General features: G+C 68.2%; 16 protein-coding genes. 14 read left to right on the forward strand and 2 right to left on the reverse strand.

The features are described from left to right. Nucleotides 1-139 precede the first annotated feature (139 nt). The 12 genes from LK533_RS01785 to LK533_RS01835 all read left to right on the forward strand — a co-directional run bounded on the left by LK533_RS01785 (nucleotide 140) and on the right by LK533_RS01835 (nucleotide 10,914). Complete coding sequence (locus LK533_RS01785; RefSeq protein WP_229361040.1) at nucleotides 140-847, forward strand: CoA transferase subunit A; 708 nt, start codon at nucleotides 140-142, stop codon at nucleotides 845-847. Continuing rightward, on the forward strand, nucleotides 844-2,070 hold the full coding sequence (locus LK533_RS01790; RefSeq protein ID WP_229361041.1) for a 5'-nucleotidase, lipoprotein e(P4) family: 1,227 nt from the start codon (nucleotides 844-846) through the stop codon (nucleotides 2,068-2,070). Before LK533_RS01785 ends, LK533_RS01790 begins: the two co-directional genes overlap by 4 nt. A gap of 4 nt (nucleotides 2,071-2,074) precedes the next feature. Beyond that, nucleotides 2,075-2,710 carry a CoA transferase subunit B gene (locus LK533_RS01795; protein WP_229361042.1) on the forward strand — a complete coding sequence of 212 codons (636 nt, stop codon included), beginning with the start codon at nucleotides 2,075-2,077 and terminating at the stop codon, nucleotides 2,708-2,710. Nucleotides 2,711-2,806: 96 nt separating this feature from the next. After that, the gene (gene leuC / locus LK533_RS01800) at nucleotides 2,807-4,243 is read left to right on the forward strand and encodes a 3-isopropylmalate dehydratase large subunit (RefSeq protein WP_229361043.1); all 1,437 of its coding nucleotides are present in this window, start codon (nucleotides 2,807-2,809) and stop codon (nucleotides 4,241-4,243) included. Between the two features lie 4 nt (nucleotides 4,244-4,247). Then, nucleotides 4,248-4,376: a hypothetical protein gene (locus LK533_RS17750; RefSeq protein WP_267494991.1), complete on the forward strand. Its 129-nt coding sequence runs from the start codon at nucleotides 4,248-4,250 to the stop codon at nucleotides 4,374-4,376. 28 nt (nucleotides 4,377-4,404) lie between these two features. Further along, the gene (gene leuD, locus LK533_RS01805) at nucleotides 4,405-5,022 is read left to right on the forward strand and encodes a 3-isopropylmalate dehydratase small subunit (RefSeq protein WP_229361044.1); all 618 of its coding nucleotides are present in this window, start codon (nucleotides 4,405-4,407) and stop codon (nucleotides 5,020-5,022) included. Between the two features lie 296 nt (nucleotides 5,023-5,318). Then, the gene (locus LK533_RS01810; protein ID WP_229361045.1) at nucleotides 5,319-5,642 is read left to right on the forward strand and encodes a DUF1476 domain-containing protein; all 324 of its coding nucleotides are present in this window, start codon (nucleotides 5,319-5,321) and stop codon (nucleotides 5,640-5,642) included. A gap of 2 nt (nucleotides 5,643-5,644) precedes the next feature. Next, complete coding sequence (locus LK533_RS01815) at nucleotides 5,645-5,884, forward strand: BolA family protein (RefSeq protein ID WP_229361046.1); 240 nt, start codon at nucleotides 5,645-5,647, stop codon at nucleotides 5,882-5,884. Between the two features lie 5 nt (nucleotides 5,885-5,889). Beyond that, nucleotides 5,890-6,219 carry a Grx4 family monothiol glutaredoxin gene (gene grxD / locus LK533_RS01820; protein ID WP_229361047.1) on the forward strand — a complete coding sequence of 110 codons (330 nt, stop codon included), beginning with the start codon at nucleotides 5,890-5,892 and terminating at the stop codon, nucleotides 6,217-6,219. Between the two features lie 1,071 nt (nucleotides 6,220-7,290). Beyond that, on the forward strand, nucleotides 7,291-7,659 hold the full coding sequence (locus LK533_RS01825; RefSeq protein WP_229361048.1) for a BlaI/MecI/CopY family transcriptional regulator: 369 nt from the start codon (nucleotides 7,291-7,293) through the stop codon (nucleotides 7,657-7,659). After that, a complete protein-coding gene (locus LK533_RS01830) occupies nucleotides 7,656-9,197 on the forward strand; it encodes a M56 family metallopeptidase (protein WP_229361049.1) in 1,542 nt (513 codons plus the stop codon). Before LK533_RS01825 ends, LK533_RS01830 begins: the two co-directional genes overlap by 4 nt. Before the next feature lie 145 nt (nucleotides 9,198-9,342). After that, nucleotides 9,343-10,914 carry a PQQ-binding-like beta-propeller repeat protein gene (locus LK533_RS01835; protein ID WP_229361050.1) on the forward strand — a complete coding sequence of 524 codons (1,572 nt, stop codon included), beginning with the start codon at nucleotides 9,343-9,345 and terminating at the stop codon, nucleotides 10,912-10,914. 76 nt (nucleotides 10,915-10,990) lie between these two features. Here the strand turns inward: LK533_RS01835 and LK533_RS01840 are convergent, their stop codons facing one another. Next, nucleotides 10,991-11,845, reverse strand: coding sequence for a phytanoyl-CoA dioxygenase family protein (locus LK533_RS01840; RefSeq protein WP_229361051.1), 855 nt, complete (start codon nucleotides 11,843-11,845; stop codon nucleotides 10,991-10,993). 167 nt (nucleotides 11,846-12,012) lie between these two features. Between LK533_RS01840 and LK533_RS01845 the strand changes: the two genes are divergently transcribed. After that, nucleotides 12,013-12,867, forward strand: a complete 855-nt coding sequence (locus tag LK533_RS01845; RefSeq protein ID WP_229361052.1) for an MBL fold metallo-hydrolase — start codon at nucleotides 12,013-12,015, stop codon at nucleotides 12,865-12,867. Beyond that, a complete protein-coding gene (locus LK533_RS01850; RefSeq protein WP_229361053.1) occupies nucleotides 12,852-13,565 on the forward strand; it encodes a DUF4230 domain-containing protein in 714 nt (237 codons plus the stop codon). Before LK533_RS01845 ends, LK533_RS01850 begins: the two co-directional genes overlap by 16 nt. Before the next feature lie 88 nt (nucleotides 13,566-13,653). Here LK533_RS01850 and LK533_RS01855 read toward each other — a convergent pair whose 3' ends face one another. Then, nucleotides 13,654-15,150: an MATE family efflux transporter gene (locus LK533_RS01855; RefSeq protein WP_229361054.1), complete on the reverse strand. Its 1,497-nt coding sequence runs from the start codon at nucleotides 15,148-15,150 to the stop codon at nucleotides 13,654-13,656. Between the last annotated feature and the right edge of the window lie 96 nt (nucleotides 15,151-15,246).

Consider the following 15,246-nt stretch of genomic DNA (forward strand, 5'->3'; position numbering starts at 1 on the left):
CGAGAGCGGAGGCATAGGGGCCGTCTCGGGAGACCGGGGCGGCCCTTTTTTTGTCGGAGTTTGCCGGCACAAGGCGCGCTTCCGTCCGCTTGACCATGCCGCCCGGCTCCCCCTATCCACGGCGCGAAGAGAGGTGCCGATGAACAAGCTCTACCCCGATGCTGCCTCGGCGCTTGACGGGCTGCTCCACGACGACATGCTGATCTGTGCCGGCGGCTTCGGGCTATCCGGCATTCCCGAACGGCTGATCGACGCGATCGAGGCCTCGGGCGTCTCCGGCCTCACCATTGCCAGCAACAATGCCGGCATCGACGGCGTCGGTCTCGGCAAGCTGCTGCGCTCGCGCCAGGTGAAGAAGATGATCTCTTCGTACGTGGGCGAGAACAAGGAGTTCGAGCGGCAGTTTCTGTCCGGCGAGCTGGAAGTCGAGTTCTGCCCGCAAGGCACGCTCGCCGAGCGCTGTCGCGCGGGCGGGGCGGGGATCCCGGGCTTCTACACCAAGACCGGCGTCGGCACCCAGGTGGCCGAGGGCAAGGAAGTGAAGGTCTTCGACGGCGAGGAGTATATCCTCGAACGCGGCATCCGCGCCGACCTTTCGATCATCAAGGGGTGGAAGGCGGACGAGGCCGGCAACCTCATGTTCCGCAAGACCGCGCGCAACTTCAACCAGCCGATGGCCACTGCCGGCCGCATCTGCGTGGCCGAGGTCGAGGAAGTGGTGCCGGTCGGTAGCCTCGACCCCGACGCCATCCACCTGCCGGGCATCTATGTGAAGCGGATGATCGTCGGCGCGCCGTACGACAAGAAGATCGAGTTCCGCACTGTGCGCGAGCGGCCGGCGGCATGACGCGCGTCCACGCTGCGCATCGGCTGGCCTTTGCCGGTGCCGCCGCCATCGCGCTGATGCTGCCGGGCTGCGTCGCGGCCGTCCCGCTCGGCGCTGCCGCGGTGATCGGCAAGAGCGCCGTTTTCCCGGATGACGACAGCGACGATGCTGCCAAGGCTGCCGCAAAGGCCGCCCGCAAGCAGGCACGCGCCGAACGCCGCGAAGCCAAGCGCGAGGCCAAGCGCCGCGAAGAGGCGGGGGAGACCGCGCTGCAAGGGGCTGCGCAGGACCCGAACGTCACCATCGTCTCCGGTCCGCTGCCGCCGCCCACCGCCGCCGATCTGCGCGCGCCGACGCGTACGGCGGATCAGGGGACGCAGGCCGTGCGCCCGGCGGCGACCGCCGGCACCGGGGCACCCGCCGGCATGCAGTATCTCTACGGCTCGGGTGAGGCGGCGGCCCTGTCGGTCCAGGCCTATCGGGCGCTGACCCAGCAGGTGCGGATCAACGTGGACTATCGCCAGTCCGGCAGTTCCGCGATCTCGGTCGCGCTCGCACCGGGCTCGACGCTTGACGCGCCGCGCTTCGCCGAATGCGGCGCCAAGCCGCTCGCGATCGTGCTCGACATCGACGAAACCGCGCTTCTCAACCTTGGCTATGAAGCCGATGAGGCGGAGCGGGGGCTGTCCTATGACGACGCGCGCTGGCGTCGCTGGGAAGCGACCGGCAGCGGCCAGGTCGACGCCGTTCCAGGCGCGATCGAAGCGATCGCCTCTGCCCGCAAGGCCGGGGTCGCGGTGGTCTTCATCTCCAACCGCAGTGCCGGGAACGCCGCCGCGACCGCGCGCGCGCTGGAAGGTGCCGGGCTTGGCGAAGCAGTTCCCGGCGAGACGCTGTTCCTGCGTCAGGAAGGTGCCGGCAGCGGCAAGGATTCGCGCCGCGCGCAGGTCACCGACCGATTTTGCGTGATCGGCCTGGTCGGCGACCAGCTCGGGGACTTTAGCGACCTGTTCTCCGATCCCGCGCTCACCCCCGCCCAGCGGCGGGCGGCTGCGGCCGGCATGCAGTTCGCGCCGCTTTGGGGTGCGGGCTGGTTCATGCTTCCCAATCCCGTCTACGGCACCGGGCTGAAGGGCGGCATCGCCGACGTCTTTCCCGCGAACCGCCGCTGGACCGATCCGGGTGCACCGGTTGCTGTGGGTGCCCCGATCGGCCCCGTGCCCACCGACACCCCCGAGGAGTAGCCCCATGCCCTGGACCCGCGACGAGATGGCGGCCCGCGCCGCGCGCGAGCTGCAAGACGGCTTCTACGTGAACCTGGGCATCGGCATTCCAACGCTGGTGGCGAATCACATCCCCCAGGGCGTGGAGGTGACGCTCCAGTCGGAAAACGGCATGCTCGGCATCGGTCCCTTCCCGTACGCGGGCGAAGAGGATCCCGACCTGATCAACGCCGGCAAGCAGACGATCTCTGAACTGCCGCAGTCGGTCTATTTCGGCTCGGACCAGAGCTTCGCGATGATCCGCGGCGGGCACATCGACCTGACAGTGCTGGGCGCGATGGAGGTGAGCCAGGACGGCGACATCGCCAACTGGATGATCCCGGGCAAGATGATCAAGGGCATGGGCGGCGCCATGGACCTGGTCGCGGGCGTGAAAAAGATCATTGTCGTCATGGAGCACAGCTCCAAGAACGGTGACCCCAAGTTCATCCCGGCCTGCACCCTGCCGCTTACCGGCAAGAACGTCGTCGACATGATCATTACCGATCTCGCCGTATTCCAGCGTGCCGACCACCAGAGCCCGTTCCGCCTGGTGGAATGCGCGCCCGGCGTGACGGCAGAGGAAGTGCGGGCCAAGACCACGGCGGCGTACGAGGGGTAGGGCAGGGCCCTGCCTGCGCAAGAGACCGGCACCTGTGGCAGGTACGATCGTTGCTTGTCGGCTTGCATTGACGCAAGAAACTGTTAGTCGCGCGGCATGGCTAGTCGTCCTCTCACCCTGTACGAAAAGATCTGGGCCGATCACGTCGTGGAACGCCGCGACGACGGCACCTGCCTCATCTACATCGACCGTCACCTCGTGCATGAGGTGACCAGCCCGCAGGCGTTTGCCGGGCTGCGTGCCGCCGGCCGTCCGGTGCGCCGGCCCGACCTCACGCTCGCGGTGCCCGACCACAACCTGCCGACGACGGCGCGCCTCGACGCAGAGGGCAATCGCCTGCCGATCGCCGACCCTGCCGGTGCCAGCCAGCTCGCCGCGCTGGAGCGCAACGCGCCCGAGTTCGGCATCCGCTACATCGACGCGGTCGCCGCCGAGCAGGGCATCGTCCATGTCGTCGGCCCGGAACAGGGCTTCACGCTGCCGGGCACGACCCTGGTATGCGGCGACAGCCACACCTCCGCGCACGGGGCGCTCGGCGCGCTCGCCTTCGGCATCGGCACCAGCGAGGTCGAGCATGTGCTCGCGACCCAGACGCTGCTGCTGCAGCAGTCGAAGACGATGGAAGTGCGGATCGAGGGCACGCTCGGCTTCGGCGTCGGTCCCAAGGACGTGGCCCTCGCCATCGTCGGGCGGCTGGGAGCGGCGGGCGGCACCGGCTATGTGCTCGAATATACCGGCAGCGTCATTCGCGACATGTCGGTCGAGGGTCGGCTGACCGTCGCCAACATGTCGATCGAGGCGGGCGCCCGGTCCGGCCTGATCGCGCCCGACGACAAGACCTTCGCCTATCTCCAGGGCCGCCCGATGGCGCCTAAGGGTGCCGACTGGGACCGTGCCGTCGCCTATTGGCGCAGCCTCGCGACCGATCCCGGAGCGACCTATGACGCGACGATCGTGATCGACGCGGCCGACATCTCGCCCTCGCTCACCTGGGGGACGAGCCCGGAGGATGTGGTCGCGATCACCGACGTGGTACCCGATCCCGACAGCTTCGCCGATCCGGCCAAGCGCACCGCCGCGCGCAAGTCGCTCGACTATATGGGCCTCGAACCCGGCACGCGGATGCAGGAAATTCCGGTGGAGAATATCTTCATCGGCAGCTGCACCAACAGCCGCATCGAGGATCTGCGCGCCGCCGCCGAAGTGCTGCGCGGTCGTCGCATCGCCGACGGCGTGCGCCAGGCGCTGGTCGTGCCCGGCTCGGGCCTGGTCAAGCGCCAGGCGGAGGCCGAGGGGCTCGACCGCGTGTTCACCGACGCCGGCTTCGAATGGCGCGAGCCCGGCTGTTCGATGTGCCTCGGCATGAATCCGGATCGGGTTCCCGCCGGTGAGCGTTGTGCCTCCACGTCCAACCGCAATTTTGTGGGACGACAGGGTCCGGGGGCTCGCACGCACCTCGTCTCGCCGGTAATGGCGGCGGCGGCGGCGGTGACCGGGCGGCTGACCGATGTACGAAGCTTGATGGGGAAATAGGGCGATGAAGCGAGCATTGTTGGCGCTGGTGGCCGGCGCAATCCTGAGCGGTCTTGCCGCCGCCTATGCCGCGAGCGCCGAGCGTTCGCCCTCCAAGCGCACAGCCCCGTCGGGCACCGCCGCGACGCGCTGATCCCGCGCGACACCGTAGAAGGCCGAGCATGGAACCCGTTACCCGCGTCGAAGGGCGCGCCTATCCCTGGGGCGCGAAGAACATCGACACCGACATCATCATCCCGGCGCGCTGGCTCAAGACCACGACGCGCGAGGGGCTGGGGCAGGGCGCGTTCGAAAGCGTGCGCGCCGAGCCCGGCAATGTCTTCGACGATCCGCGCTACGCGGGCGCGCCGGTGCTGATCGCGGGCGAGAATTTCGGCTGCGGCTCCAGCCGCGAACATGCCGCCTGGGCGCTGGGCGACATGGGCGTGAAGGCAGTGATCGCGCCGAGCTTCTCCGACATTTTTTCCGGCAATGCGTTCAAGAACGGCATCGTCGCGGTCGTGCTGCCGCAAGAGGCGATCGACCGGCTGGTGGAGGTCGCGCGCGACAACCCCGTCACGGTTGATCTGGAGACGATGACCGTCACCACGCCGTTCCAGGACCGCTTCACCTTTGCGATGGATCCGTTCCGCCGCGACTGCCTGATGCAGGGGCTGGACGAGATCGGCATGACCCTGGCGCGCGACCAGGCGATCGGCGGCTATGAAGCCAATGTGGCACAGGGCCGCCCCTGGCTCAGCGCCGCCGCCGGCAATGCCCCGGGCCGCGCTGCCGCCTGACGTCAGCGGGGCAGCCGATAGCAGCCCCGTCGTCGCCCTCCTGCTGCGGAGGCAGGAGCCCGGGGTCCCAAGCGCAAACCTTCGTCGGTCTGCCTGGCCCTGGACCTGCCTGCGCAGGGATACCGAAGTGCGCGCGGCTGCCGCGCCATTCGCCAGGTCTGGTCTGCCCCGGGCGTATGCTCGCGCCTGCGCCATGCCACCGAGCAACGGAACCGCGAACCCCTCACCCGACGCCACCCCCGTTGCCTTGCTGCAGCACGCATCCTATCTGCGAACCAAGATATTAGGGGACCACCATGACCAGCTTCGACGATCGCGAGCGTGCGTTCGAAACCAAGTTCGCGCGCGACGAGGAAATGGCCTTCCGCGTGACCGCGCGTCGCAACCGCCTGCTCGCCCAGTGGGCAGCGGCGAAGATGAAGCTGACGCCGGAAGAGACCGACGCCTATGCCAAGGCCGTTGTCCAGGCGGACTTCGAGGAAGCCGGTGACGGCGACGTGATCCGCAAGCTGGTCGGCGATCTCACCGCCGCCGGCGTCGTGACCGACGAGGCGACGGTGCGCAAGGCGCTCGACGAGCTGACCGTCGAGGCACGCCGCCAACTGATCGAGGCGCAGTAAGCATGGCGATGCCCGCAGCCGAGATCGAAGCGCTGATCCGCGCCGGCATTCCCGATGCGACGGTGGAGATCACCGACCTGGCCGGCGATGGCGATCATTATGCCGCGCGCGTCGTCTCGGAAAGTTTCCGGGGCATGCCGCGGGTGCGCCAGCATCAGGCCGTTTACGCCGCGCTCGGTGGCCGCATGGGGGGTGTCCTCCATGCCCTGCAACTGACCACGGCCGCGCCCGTACAGGAGTAAGAACCATGACCGAAGACACCAACGCCCGCATCGACCAGCTCGTAAAGAGCCACGACGTCGTTCTGTTCATGAAGGGCAGCCCGCTCTTCCCGCAGTGCGGCTTTTCCAGCCGCGCGATCGCGATCCTCAACCATCTGGGCGTCGAGTTCGATAGCGTCGACGTGCTGCAGGACCAGGCGATCCGCCAGGGCATCAAGGCGTATTCGGACTGGCCGACGATCCCGCAGCTCTATGTCCACGGCGAGTTCGTCGGCGGATCGGACATCATGATGGAAATGTACGAGAGCGGCGAACTCGCCCAGCTCTTCGGCGGCGAGCAGCCGACCGCGGCCTGATCTAGCCGCGCCCGCTCCGGATGCGGGGCGGGCGTGCCGGCGGTGCCGCGCGCACCTGCCCGCTCCTCTGGACCGCCCCGCAATCCGGAAGCTGCCGTTGTACCCCGGCGCAGGCTGGGGCCAGTTGAGACGCTCTCCGAAAGGAGGAGGAACGTCCCCTGGCCCTCCGCGAACCGTTCGCGGAAGGCGCGTTAACCGCCCCACCCGCTACCGTATCCCTGCGAGGCAGGGATACGGCGCCCAGCAGAACATCGGCCGGCGAGGCTTTTGGCCCTGGGCTCCTGCCTCCGCAGGAGCACGGCGGGAGCTTTGGTACCGCAGCGCCCCTGCCGACTGCGCGTCACCCTCGGACACGCCTCCCTACGCCCGCTCGGGCGACCCACCGCCACACACGGCCCTCGATCCGAAGCGTCGCCGCCGGAGACGGGGCGCAACGTCAGGCCGCGGATCAGTCCGTCGCCGCTTCCGCCCCGCCCGCAACCGGCGCAGGCCGCGGCCCGGAGGGGTACGGCACCGGCTCCAGCCCATCGTCGCCTCGACGCCGACGCGGCAGCCCAAGGCGCTGCTGGATCTTGGCCTCGAGCGCCATGTCGTCCGGCGTGGGCCGGGGAGGCCCCGTTAGATCCTTGATCGGCATTTCATGCCCTCACACGCTGCTGCAGGCAGACAATAGCAGAAGGAGCAGGCGCTCGCGCCGGAACTGGTCGCGCGCTGCAGTGCCGGCACCGCAGGGACTCGCCGCCGCAACCGCGCAATTCACGTCTAGGTCGAGAGGCGTACCGGGTGGGCGGGTCGGCGCTGAAGCATCGACCCGCCCGTTGAAGCGCGCGATCGCGCGGTACGACAGAGACTATGCAGGCAGCGTGCCAACTCGATGAAGCGGCGGACTTGCTGGGGTTGCATTGGTTAACGCCGCGGCATGCGCGCGCGTAGTTGTAAAGCGGGTCGACATAAGCCGAGCCGCTTATACGCGTTCGTTCCTCTGAACGCATCCGTAGGAAACCCGATCCACGACGCTCTTGACTACAGCCGTAATCGAGCAGACTACATGTGTAGTCAGGGAGTCGCCAAATGACCGAACGCATCAGTGACGCCGAACATGTCGTGATGGAGGTGCTGTGGGACGAAAGTCCGCTCACCGCACAGGAAGTGGTCGAGCGCGTGCCCGAGGATCGCGCCTGGAGCGCCAACACCGTCAAGACGCTGCTCGGCCGGTTGCTTGCCAAGGAAGTGGTCGCGCATGAGGAGGATGGCCGCCGCTATCGCTATCGCCCGATGGTCGCACGCGACGACTATGTCGTCGGCGAGTCCCAGCGCCTGATCGACCGGCTGTTTGGCGGCAGCCTTACGCCGCTCGTGGCCCATCTCGCGCGCCGCGACCAGCTCAGCAGCCGCGAGATCGACGAAATCGAGTCCCTTCTGAAGGAGCTCAAGCAATGATCGGATGGGCAGTGGAGACGCTGATCGCGTCGACGATGTTGATGCTGCTGGTCCTCGCTCTGCGCGCCCCGGTGCGGCGCGCGTTCGGACCCGGCGTCGCCTATGCGCTGTGGCTCTTGCCGGCTCTGCGCATGGCGCTGCCGCCGCTGCCGTCTCCGCTGCGGCTGGTGGAGACCGGCCCGATCGGTGCGCCGATCCCGCCCGGGGTAATTTCGCTCGGCTATCCGCTCGCCACCGTACCGGCCGTTCCGCAGGGCTGGGGCATGGCCGATGTGCCAGGGCTGGCCATACTGTTCTGGTTCGCCGGCGCCGCGGTCTTCTTCTGCTGGCATGTCGTGCGGCATGCGCAGTTCTGCCGGCGCGTGCTCGCCTCCGGGCGCGGCTATGACGTGGCACAGGGCAAGGTCCGCGTGTTCGAGACGGATGCCGCAGCAGGGCCGCTCGCCTTTGGGGTTTGGCGCCGCTACGTCGCCTTCCCGAGCGATTTTGCCGAGCGCTACGACGATCAGGAGCGCACACTCGCCCTGGCGCACGAGCTTGGCCACCACGCCCGCGGCGATCTGCTCGCGAACTGGATCGCGCTCGCCGTGCTCGCCTGCCACTGGTTCAACCCGATCGCCTGGCGTGCGTTCCGCGCGTTTCGCGCAGACCAAGAAATGGCTTGCGACGCCATGGTCCTCGCCCGCGCCAATCCGGGCGTCCGCTACGCCTATGGCCGCGCCATCGTGAAGTCCGCGCACGGCGGCGCCGTGTCGGCCGCCTGCCACCTCCACACCGTCAACGAGATCAAGGGGAGACTGAAGATGTTGTCGAAGCACCGCAGTGTATCGCCGTTCCGTCGCTTCACCGGCCGTGCCGGGATCCTGGGCGTCTCGCTGGCGGCGCTTGGCCTCACCGCCTCAGGCACCCAGGCGGCAGAGGCGGTGCGCACCCGCGTCACCCGCACCACCGGGATCGACATTACCCGCATCGAGCTGCCGAGCGCGCGCCTGCTTCAGGCCGCCGTACCCCAGCCGCCGCTTCCACCGGCCGCTCCCGGGGCGCCGCTGCCGCCGACCGGTCCGGTGCCGCCGGTGCCACCGATGCCGCCCGTGCCCGGCGCGGAGCCGGTGCCGCCCGTGCCGCCGGTCCCGCCGGTGCCGCCCGTGGTCGTCACCGCCGCCCGCGCGCATGCCGCCGAGCCCGTCGTCGAGGGCAGTTGCGGCAGCGAAGGCGCGCCCGGCGCCTTTGTCATCAACCGCCAGCAGGGGGACAACACCGTGATGGTGGTATGCACCGACCGCATCAACGCCGTGGCCCAGGCAGGCGCGGCAGCCGGCGCACAGGCGGCCGCGGCCGGTGCAGCCGGGGCCGCCATCGATGCTGCGGCAATCCAGCGCAACGCACTCACTGGCGCACTCGCCGGCCTGCGCGGCACGCGCGCCACGCTTGCCAGCAACCCCAACCTCACCGGCGAAGACCGCCGCGAGGCGTTGGCTGACATCGACGAAAGCATCGCCGAAATGGAGCATCAGATCGCGCACCCGGACGCGAACTGAGCCGGGCGAGGAGGGGGCGCACCAACGCCCCCTCCCGCGCCCAAAGAAATGCTGATCCCGGATCGACACAAACCAAAATCCCCGGCAGAACTCCCGCCGATGCGAGATCGATCCTCGTCGATCTCGTGCCTTGAGGGGGGCAATCATGACGAAGTTGGGGGCGGCTGCCGCGTCGGCGGCACTATGCGCGGTACTTGCCGGCTGCGGTGAAGGGGGCGGAAAGGGAACCGTCGTGACGCCCGCACCTACGCCGACGTTGGACGTGACGCTGTCGGCGAGTTCTCAGACGATGACCGTGGGCGAGGACCTGGCGGGGACGCTCGGCTTTGACGCGACCGTTGCAGGAACCTCAGGCGAGCCGATCGTCGCCGACGTGCAATATGATCATGGCGCGCTGGTGCTGGATGGCGTGACCAAGGGAGCGGACGGCAAGTATCAGGTCCGGCTTCATCCCGCCTCGGCTCTCGCGCTCGGCGACTACAGCGGCACCATCACCTTTCGCCTCTGCCGGGAGGCAGGCTGCGCGACGGTATACCCAGGCTCCGCCAAGACGTTCACCTATCAGTTGACGGTGCAGCTCGCGGACTGGACAACGTTCCAGCGCAATGCGTCGCATAACGGCTTCATCAATGCGAGCTTCCAGCCGAGCGACTTCCAGAAAGCCTGGGAATGGACCCAGCCGGGCACCACCAACGTAAGCACCGTCGCGTCCCAAAGCGGCCTCACCTATTTCACCACCAGGGACGCGGACGGCACCTCCAGCGTGCGCGCGGTGGCAAGCGCGACGGGCGCGCAGACATGGTCCTACAGCCTTGGCCAGGTGTACAGCAGCAGCGCGCCCGCGATTGGAAACGGGAGGCTGTTCGTCACCACAATGGTGTCTTCATCGGACGAAAACGCGATTGTCGCGATCGATCCCAAGACCGGCCAGTACGCCGGTCCCAATGCGCTCTTCTCCTCACAATGGTCGAACTTCCTGGCGCCGACGCCATTCGAAGACGGTCTGTACATGTCTGCGGGTTATTACGGGAACGTTGTCTACGGCTACGACTATTCGTCGCTTACCTACTGGTCCAACGAAGTGCAGGGCTACATGTGGGATGGGCAAACTCCGGCGGTGGATGCGCAATATGTCTATTACTACTCAGGGGCCGGTATCGAAGTGATCGATCGCAAGACCGGCGCAATTCAAAAGCGCATGGTCGATCCGTTCTTCCAGCGCGACTTCTATGACTATTACGGTGCCCCTATCCTGGGGACCAAGGGCAACGTCGTCGCTTATTCCGGAACCCGCGACGCCGGTTCTCCATCCGTGCTCGTCAACTGGTCAATGGCGACCGGTGCCTATGCGTGGCGCAGCGCCGAAAGCTATACGACTACCCCGGCGGTCGGGGGCGGGTTCGTGTATCTTGCCCGCAACGATCCCGGCCGGCTCGACGCGCTGAGCGAGGATTCGGGTGTGGTGCAATGGTCGTGGACGCCGCCGTCCGGCGAGCGCTTCCTGGGCAACACGATCGCCAGCCGCAACCTGGTGTTCGTCGCGACCGACAAGGCGGTTTATGCGATTCCGACCGAAGGCAGCAGCCATGCGCCGGTCTGGAGCGCACCCACCGGCGGCGCTGAAATCGCCATCACCGCCGAGGGTGTCCTGGTGATGGTGAAGGCGCCGGAGCAATATTACAACCCGACCACTCTGGTGGCCTACCGGCTGAAATGACCGAAGCCGCAAGGAGTGGGTGCCTTCCTGCGCATCCGCCCGCCGTTCGTGCCCCGCAACTGGGAGGAGGTTAGTGCTAGGGCCTGGGCGCGGCGTGGGGGTTTACAGTGCCTTGTTGCGGCAGCGGCCGCGGCACCGCGCCCGCCAGCCGCTTCACCGCCAGCCGGGCGTTGCCCCAGGGGGCGAACTGCAGGATCCATGCCTTGCGCGGCACCGTGCTGGCATTGGCACCGGCGCAGTGCAGCGTGGTCGGCGTGTGGATCGTGAGGCCGCCAAGCGCGAGCGGGCACGGGATGGAATCGGGCGTGTCCGGCGACGCCTCCCGCCCCGGTAATCCCGAGCTCCGCAGCATGCGGCGGTGGTGGAGCAGGGGTGCCCGGTGGCTGCCGGCGATGAACTCCATGCAGCCGCTCTCCTGCGTCACGTCCTGCAACGGGATCCAGAAATGGAGCTGCCGCGGCTGGCTGCCGCGCCACAGCTTGAAGGCGGCATCCTGGTGCCATGGCGTCGGCGTGCGGTTGCGCGGCCCCTTGTAGATCACATGGTCGAACGATCGCGTGACGGGGCCGGCCAGCGCTCGCGCCAGCGTCGCGCAGCCTTGGAACACCTTCGTCTCCAGCAGGGCGGGGACCAGCGCCGTTGCATGGTTCAGCTCCAGCTGGTCCCAACCGGTGCCGACGCCATCCGCCCCACCATCCGCCCTGTCCCCCGCTGGATAGCGCACCACGAAGCGCCGGGCGGCGGGTATCTGCGCCGCCGCCTCGAACGCGTCGTCGAGCATGCGTTCGACCGCACACAGGTCGGCGCGCGCGAACAGCCCCTCGACCACGGCAAACCCGTCGCGCCGCAGCGCTCCGACCGTGGCGGCGACCGTCGCGGCGTCCGGGTACAGCGCGGTGTCGGAGACCCGGGGCAGGCTGGGCAGGACCATCGCGGCTCCGACGAAAAGGGGCGCATTGCTCGCGAGGCTAGGGTGCGGCAGTGCCGGGCACCATCGGGGATAGCTCGTGATCGGATGTATCTCATGAGGGGCGCTCGCATCCGCCTGGCGAGCCGCCAGAGCTTGTGCCGCGCGCCGGGAGCCGCCATGTCCGGGGCATGACGCATCCCCCGACCGGTGTTCCGATCGCGCTGGAGCCGCTGGTGCTGCGCATCCTTGCTCCCAACGCCTCCCCCTATACCCACGACGGCACGCAGAGCTATGTGGTGGGTGGCGCGCGCGATGCCGCGGTGATCGACCCTGGTCCGGTCGACGCCGCGCATCTGGACGCGCTGCTCGCCGCGGTGGGCAGCCGCCGGCTGGTGGCAATCCTGTGCACCCACACCCATCGCGACCACAGTCCCGGCGCGGCCTCGCTCGCTGAGCGTAGCGGCGCGCCGATCGTCGGCTGTGCCCCGCTCACCATGGACGATCCCGGCCCGCGTGCCGACGCCGCCTTCGACACCGCCTATGCGCCCGATCGCGTGCTGGCAGAGGGAGAGGGGGTATCCGGCGACGGCTGGTCGCTGACGGCGGTGACGACACCGGGCCACACCTCCAACCACTTGGCCTTTGCGTTGCCGGAAAGCGGCGCGCTGTTCAGCGGCGACCATGTCATGGGCTGGTCGACCACCATCGTCTCGCCGCCCGATGGCGACATGACCGCCTATATGGCGAGCCTCGAGAAGCTGATGGGGCGTTCGGACCGCATCTATTATCCCGGCCATGGGGAGGCGGTGGAGAACCCGCAGCGTTTCGTGCGGGGACTGCTTGGCCACCGTCGCGCGCGCGAGGGGCAAATCCTGCGCCTGCTGGGCGAAGGGGTCGGCGCGGTGCCGGCGATGGTATCGCGCATGTATGTCGGGCTCGACGCGCGGCTGCTGCCCGCGGCCGCACGCTCGGTGCTCGCGCATCTGATCGACTTGAAGGCGCGCGGACTGGTGGAGGAGGCAGGAGAATGGCGACGCACGTGAAGCCGGGCTTCCTGCGCACGCTGATCGTACTGCTGGTCGGCATCGGCCTGACGCTCGGCGCGGTGCTGGTCTGCCAGCGTTATACCGAGGAATATGTCGTGACGCGGGAAGAGGACGGCACCGCCGTCACCCGCCTCATCACCGCGCGCTTGTCCGGCGCCTCGGCGCTCAAGGTCGCGGAGCTTTCGGGCACGATCCAGAGCACTGCTACCGACGTCCGCGCGATGGGGATGCTGAAGTCGAACCAGGTCATCAAGATGCCCTTCACCGTCGACTATTTCGTCCAGGTAGGCGGAATCGGCCCGAACAATCTCAGCTGGTCCGAAGAGTCGCGCACGCTGGTGGTGGACGCGCCCGACGTGACGGTCGCCAAGCCCAACGTCGACGAGGCGGCGCGCAGCCTGGTGCGCACCCAGGGCGTGTTCGTCACCCGCGAGGCCGGCGAAGCGCTCGCCCGCCGCACGTCGCAGGCGGCGCAGACCAAGGCGCAGGCGGAGGCCCGCTCGCCCGAACGCATGGCCCAGGCCCGCGAAAAGGCGCGCACGGCGCTGGCTAACCTGCTCGGTGCGCCGCTGGCGAGCGCCGGTCTGGGCAACGTCCGCGTGCTGGTGACCTTCCCCAACGAGCGTCGATCGCGCGACGGCGAACGCTGGGACGTCACCGCCCCGGTCGACGAGGTTCTCGCCAACCGGCGGTGATGCTGGCGGTCCCCCTCCGCCTGTGCGGTGCTCCCGCGCAGGCAGGAGCTAATGGGAAGGCAGCTGTACGTGCTTCTCACCCAGCTGCTCACCCCCCAACCCGCACCTCCGCCCCGGGCGAACGGTCGCAGCCCACCACCGCCGGCGTCGCCATACCCGCATCCGCCGAATTCCCCTGCGGCCGCTCCGGCGCGATCAGCCGCGTCTTTCGCCAGTTGCCGTAACGATAGTAGAGCGCTGTCAGAATGCTCGACGTGATCGTCCCCAAAGGGAAACTCCACCAGATCGCGTCCGCGCCCAGCCTGGGGATCAGCAGCTCGGCGAACGGGATGCGGATCAGGAACATGGCGACGATCAGGATCAGCAGCGGCGGCCACACCGCGCCGGTCGACCGCACTACGCCCGACAACGCAAAGGTCACGCTGAACAGCACGAACGACCAAAGCACGATGGTATTGATGTGCCCCGCGACCGGCAGCGCGGGGGAGTCCGGCGGCAGGAAGATGTGCAGCGTCAGGTCGCCCAGCGGATAGATGATCGCGGCGACCAGACCGGTGATGACCAGCCCGCTCAGCACGCCCGACCGCGCGATCTTGCCGACCCGGTCCCATTTTTGCGCCCCGACGTTCTGCGCCGCCATCGACGACACTGCCGCGCCGACTGCCATCGCCGGCATCTGGATATAGGTCCACACCTGCGACGCGGCGGTATAGGCAGCCGCCGTCACCGCGCCATAGCTGTTGACGAAGCCGATCATCACCATCGCCGCGCCGGACATCACCAGGATCTGCAACCCCATGGGCAGGCCGCGCAGCACCAACGCCTTCAGGATCGCAGGGTCGGGTTTGAGCAGGTGGAACTCGCCCGGGCGCAGCATCAGCGGGCTGCCGCGCCGGTAGAGCAGCGCGACCAGCAGCACCAGGCTGGTGCCTTGGCCGATCAGCGTGGAAAAGGCCGATCCGGCGATGCCCAGCCTGGGAAAGGGGCCGATGCCCCGGATCAGCATCGGGTTGAGGAGGATGTCCAGCACGACGGCCAGCAGCATGAAGAGAAAGGGCGTGCGGCTGTCCCCGATGCCGCGCTGCGCCATCTGCAGGAAGGCGAAGAAATAGAGGAACGGCATCGCCAGAAAGACGATGCGCAAATAGGTCTCGGCCTCGGCCAGCGCCTCGGCCGGCGTGCCCATCAAGGCCAGGATGTGCGGCGACAGCCGATAGCCGACCGCGGCGACCCCCAGCGCCAGGATTGCGAAAAACGTGATGGAGGTGCCCATCACCTTTTTCACCTGGCGCAGGTCGCCGGCTCCGACGCTCTGCCCGACCAGGATGTTGGCGGCCATGCTGACGCCGAAGATTGCGCCCAGCATCAGCATCATGACGATGTTGGCGTTGCCGATCGCGGTGATGGCAGTGATGCCCAGCGAATGGCTCACCCAGAATTGGTTGATGCTGCCGTTCAGCGACTGGAGCGCGTTGCCGCCCAGAACCGGCAGCGAGAAGACCAACAGGGTGCGCGTGATCGGTCCCTGCGTCAGATCCCGGCCGCGCCGCTTCCCCTTGGCAGCCGTTTGGCCTTGCCCGCTCATCCTGTTCCACTTTTCGTTCAGAGTAACAGGCGGAACCCCGCGGGTGCGGGCGCTGTTCCCGATCGGCGCTGCGCGGCTTGCTCAGCCTCGTCTGCG

Origin of the sequence: Sphingomonas sp. PL-96, from assembly GCF_020707215.1 — a bacterium.
Lineage (GTDB): Bacteria > Pseudomonadota > Alphaproteobacteria > Sphingomonadales > Sphingomonadaceae > Sphingomonas.

Coding starts and splice junctions, on each gene's coding strand:
- LK533_RS01785 (WP_229361040.1), top strand. CDS start 140: ATGAACAAGCTCTACCCCGATGCTGCCTCGGCGCTTGACGGGCTGCTC.
- LK533_RS01790 (WP_229361041.1), top strand. CDS start 844: ATGACGCGCGTCCACGCTGCGCATCGGCTGGCCTTTGCCGGTGCCGCC.
- LK533_RS01795 (WP_229361042.1), top strand. CDS start 2,075: ATGCCCTGGACCCGCGACGAGATGGCGGCCCGCGCCGCGCGCGAGCTG.
- leuC (WP_229361043.1), top strand. CDS start 2,807: ATGGCTAGTCGTCCTCTCACCCTGTACGAAAAGATCTGGGCCGATCAC.
- LK533_RS17750 (WP_267494991.1), top strand. CDS start 4,248: ATGAAGCGAGCATTGTTGGCGCTGGTGGCCGGCGCAATCCTGAGCGGT.
- leuD (WP_229361044.1), top strand. CDS start 4,405: ATGGAACCCGTTACCCGCGTCGAAGGGCGCGCCTATCCCTGGGGCGCG.
- LK533_RS01810 (WP_229361045.1), top strand. CDS start 5,319: ATGACCAGCTTCGACGATCGCGAGCGTGCGTTCGAAACCAAGTTCGCG.
- LK533_RS01815 (WP_229361046.1), top strand. CDS start 5,645: ATGGCGATGCCCGCAGCCGAGATCGAAGCGCTGATCCGCGCCGGCATT.
- grxD (WP_229361047.1), top strand. CDS start 5,890: ATGACCGAAGACACCAACGCCCGCATCGACCAGCTCGTAAAGAGCCAC.
- LK533_RS01825 (WP_229361048.1), top strand. CDS start 7,291: ATGACCGAACGCATCAGTGACGCCGAACATGTCGTGATGGAGGTGCTG.
- LK533_RS01830 (WP_229361049.1), top strand. CDS start 7,656: ATGATCGGATGGGCAGTGGAGACGCTGATCGCGTCGACGATGTTGATG.
- LK533_RS01835 (WP_229361050.1), top strand. CDS start 9,343: ATGACGAAGTTGGGGGCGGCTGCCGCGTCGGCGGCACTATGCGCGGTA.
- LK533_RS01840 (WP_229361051.1), bottom strand. CDS start 11,845: ATGGTCCTGCCCAGCCTGCCCCGGGTCTCCGACACCGCGCTGTACCCG.
- LK533_RS01845 (WP_229361052.1), top strand. CDS start 12,013: ATGACGCATCCCCCGACCGGTGTTCCGATCGCGCTGGAGCCGCTGGTG.
- LK533_RS01850 (WP_229361053.1), top strand. CDS start 12,852: ATGGCGACGCACGTGAAGCCGGGCTTCCTGCGCACGCTGATCGTACTG.
- LK533_RS01855 (WP_229361054.1), bottom strand. CDS start 15,150: ATGAGCGGGCAAGGCCAAACGGCTGCCAAGGGGAAGCGGCGCGGCCGG.